The sequence below is a fragment of the Pseudoalteromonas porphyrae genome (assembly GCF_001298125.1).
Classification (GTDB): Bacteria; Pseudomonadota; Gammaproteobacteria; order Enterobacterales; family Alteromonadaceae; genus Pseudoalteromonas; species Pseudoalteromonas neustonica.
The window spans coordinates 1-3,559 of the sequence record NZ_LHPH01000047.1 but is presented as its reverse complement, the minus strand read 5'-3'; the positions used below and the strand labels follow the sequence as shown (position 1 = coordinate 3,559).

3 protein-coding genes and 2 pseudogenes are annotated in these 3,559 nt (G+C 37.8%); 2 read left to right on the top strand and 3 right to left on the bottom strand.

Translation table 11 applies throughout. The features are described 5' to 3' along the window. Window positions 1-168, top strand: a 168-nt coding sequence (locus ADS77_RS20960) for an ATP-binding protein (RefSeq protein WP_161803895.1), incomplete at its 5' end; no start/stop codon positions are given. 83 nt (window positions 169-251) lie between these two features. On the opposite strand, the pseudogene ADS77_RS20955 reads toward ADS77_RS20960, so the two are convergent. Next, window positions 252-851: pseudogene (locus ADS77_RS20955) on the bottom strand (transposase); the annotation flags it as partial. Between the two features lie 85 nt (window positions 852-936). Here ADS77_RS20955 and ADS77_RS21890 point away from each other — a divergent pair. Further along, a pseudogene (locus ADS77_RS21890) lies at window positions 937-1,197 on the top strand (transposase); the annotation flags it as partial. On the opposite strand, the gene ADS77_RS20950 reads toward ADS77_RS21890, so the two are convergent. Both ADS77_RS20950 and ADS77_RS20945 read right to left on the bottom strand, forming a co-directional pair. Beyond that, on the bottom strand, window positions 1,184-1,315 hold the full coding sequence (locus ADS77_RS20950; protein WP_054456167.1) for a hypothetical protein: 132 nt from the start codon (window positions 1,313-1,315) through the stop codon (window positions 1,184-1,186). The pseudogene ADS77_RS21890 and the gene ADS77_RS20950 sit on opposite strands and share 14 nt — an antisense overlap. Before the next feature lie 138 nt (window positions 1,316-1,453). Beyond that, window positions 1,454-3,250, bottom strand: coding sequence for a DUF262 domain-containing protein (locus tag ADS77_RS20945; protein WP_054456164.1), 1,797 nt, complete (start codon window positions 3,248-3,250; stop codon window positions 1,454-1,456). Window positions 3,251-3,559: the final 309 nt, after the last annotated feature.

Genomic DNA, 3,559 nt, shown 5'->3' with positions numbered 1-3,559 from the left:
ATAATAAGTCAGCTCCCGCAGGAAAACTGGCATGAGATGATCGGAGAATCAACCCATGCTGACGCCATTTTAGATAGGCTAATTCATGGTTCGATTAAGTTGAACTTAAAAGGAGAATCGATACGAAAACAGTTAAATAAATTGACTGATGATGATCAGTTAAGCTAATTTAAAAACGGCTCTACAAAATGATAAATCAGGTGATCAAAGCTGATGAGAATCGGTGATCAAAGTCATGAGAATACGCAGGCTGACTCTTCAGGGATATTCGCCATTTTGGCTCTGATGGGGTTTAAATCGACATAAGCCATGCAAGCAGCTATGGCGGCTTCATCTAATAATGCGTGTGATTTGAATCTTCCCTCCCAGAATCGGCCTGTACAACCATCTTCTTTATTAGCTTTACGCGCAATGTCTTCATTTAATAGTCGCATAAACCAACTGATGCTTGCTAAGCGCTCTCGATATTGCTCAACCGTTTGGTTAAAAAATATGCGCTCTGTTTTACTTAGCTTTTCACCTTGCATGTATTTTTGAGTAAGCAAAGTGCCCTTACAGAGTTTATGCCAGCGGATAATAATGGCTTTATCATTCAGCCTCTTTGCTTTTTTATCATCAACATAGAGCACTAAGTGCGTGTGGTTACTCATTACTGCATAAGCACACACATCAATACAAAATACCTTGGCTAGACTCAGTAGTTTCTCTTCAACCCACCCTCTGCGGTACTCATAAGACTTCCCTGTAAAGCGGTCTTCACCGCATAAAAATGCTCGGCGTACACAGCGAGAAATGCAATGATAGTATTTTGTATCAACCAAGCTTATTTGACGCTTTCTTGCGATAGCCATAGGACACCTTGTTTATTTTTCGCACTAATTAAAAGTTAGTGCAAAATATAAAAAATACAAACTTTAGAGTGGGTGGCATCTTTGTTACCTCGAAGATGGCAGGCTCAGTATTGATAATAACCGAGCAGAGCGAGCCATAAAACCATTCGTAATAGGGCGGAAAAACTGGCTGTTCTCAAATACCTGCAATGGCGCGCATGCCAGCGCCATACTCTATAGCCTTGTTGAAACCGCAAAGGCAAATGATCTTGTAGTGCATGACTACATATCAACGTGCTTACAGCACCTTGCTGAGCAGCCCGGTGACCTTGAACCGCTATTACCTTGGAATATTAAGCAAGGCTAGGTGTCGTTAGCCATACGCTTACGTTTTGAATTTCAATTCGAGTGCGAATACGCCAAATCTCTTCAAGCTTAAAAGGGCGTTTCACACCAGTAGCATTGTGGTTTAGTTCTGGTTTCATAGTGACCTCCTATTTAAAAGTCACTATGAGGATAGTGGATGTATTACTGATTAGGATTTGGACAAAAACGTTTTAGGTCATCGGCTGTATTAAGTGAACTTCGCATTTATGCGTCCGACTGCCTTTGATTATTATATATCAATTGTATGGGTACCTTTTAGACTGCTCCATAAATTCTTTAAAGAACTCAAATTCTTTGTCATTATCAATAGGATTCGGATCCGTATTTGCCAACTTTCTTACGTATATTTTTCCGTCATACTTAATTGGTGAATCACCACGTATGATTTTTAACATTACAACGTCCTTTTCATAATACTTAAAGAAAACAACATTCCGCTGGATTAAACGCTTCGTTTTTTCATCAATAGGTTGATTTTCCAAAACTTGCTGTAACTTTTGTTGATAGGCATCTATATCTTTGTGGTGTTGCTGTGCTTCGCTCCCTATACCTGTAATGTAAAAATCTCCATAACTCCTAGGGGCTATTTCATATTTTTTCTCATGCTTAAATGCATCTTCTTTACTATCTGCAACACCTAGAATCACATAGTTCTCACCAGCATGAGAGTTTGCCATAGCCGTCAGTGTTTTAACTATTTTCGAAGTTAGTTTGTCATTAAATGAACAGTCTCCAAACAATGGATGTAGTCCAATTTTAAAATCATAACAAACACTTTCAGTTTTTGACTGATTTAAGATATTTTCTAAATTTTCCACCCATGACTGCGACGAAACATCCAAGCCTTCTCTCGCAATAAACTGAGAATTTACAACGCCACATACAGCTTTAACCATTTTAGTCCGGTCTCTAGTGAGCCACTTGTAGTCTCCATTTAAAGCACCCATACAGTCTGTGGCTACGTGTCTTAATTGCTCGGCTAAAGCCCTATAGTTTTGAATTTTTTTATTTTCTTTGAGAAGTAGATTATGAAACGAAATAAATAGAACTTGGTAAGAACCTTGTACTTTGCTAGGCTTTCCTTTGTACAAATGCGTATGGTATTCAGCAGGAAACTCATTAATTACTTTCGTTAGTTCGTCAAACGTAAAACAAAACTGTTTATAAAGAGCATCAAAACCATACTTTAAAATCGCATCATTTACTTTTCTGCTAGCATCAGCTCCTTCAGAATATGCTTCATCTAAAAACTTAGAGGATGTTTGGCTGTCAGAGCCAAGCAATATATGGAGAATTACATGAGAAACCAATTCTTCATCTCGAGATGCTAATATGTTTTCTACTGTAAGAATGTGGTTTTTATTCCAGAAAGTATCCTTGATATTAATACCATAGCCTAGATCTTCTTTGGTTAGGCTTATAGCTCTCATTTTATCTAACTCTACAATATCAGTATGCGACATGTCTCCTCTAATATATATCGCACATTTCCTTACTAATTGTGAGAAATCTGAAATAACACCAGCTTGGCGAACTTCCTGCCTAGACAAGCGAACACCGCCAGTGTTAATTCTTCTGAACGTTTCATCAACGCTATCATTAGATGTGTAGTTGGATGTTGAGATTGGTAGCGGATAGTTAAGTAATACTTTACATGATTCAAAATCTAGTTTTGGCTCTTTTTGCGTTAACTTGCCTGACTCTAGCAAACGATTGGTTTCAGCAACTACGGATAGATCAAAATATTTTCCACCAACATGAAAGTCACCGTCTATATATGATGTTATTGCATCTAATCGTTGCATCCCATCTAATATTTCAAAACAACGCCCTTTTGATGCGTGATCCAAGATCACCCCAAGAAATAGAGGAACAGGATACTGATTCAAAAGAGAGTCAATAAACTTCTGTTTTTCTGGTAATGTCCATACAAGCTTCCTTTGATAACGACGGTTAACAATATACTTACCTTGCTTAAATTCACTATATACACTCTGGATTGGCTCTCCTCGTATATTAAGATTGTTTTGCATTGAAATTCCTTTACTAAAATAGACTTTGTTAGTTGGTGTGCCTAATCAGGGGTTTATATATAACATTTTAGTATTTATGCGACACGCAGTTTGTGTTGCATAATCGCTTGTTGGACTGAGGCGCTACCTGCTCGGTGTATAGAGTTGGTGTTGTTTATGCTATGGGAATTTGTTTTTTATGGCCTAAGTGATATCAAACCAATTTCATTGGCGTGTCTATCGTATCTAAGCTATCCCTGCATTGCTCAGCGTTTATTATCTATTCATTAAACCTAATGTTTAACCGTTAAGCAAGGATATTTTTCTCAC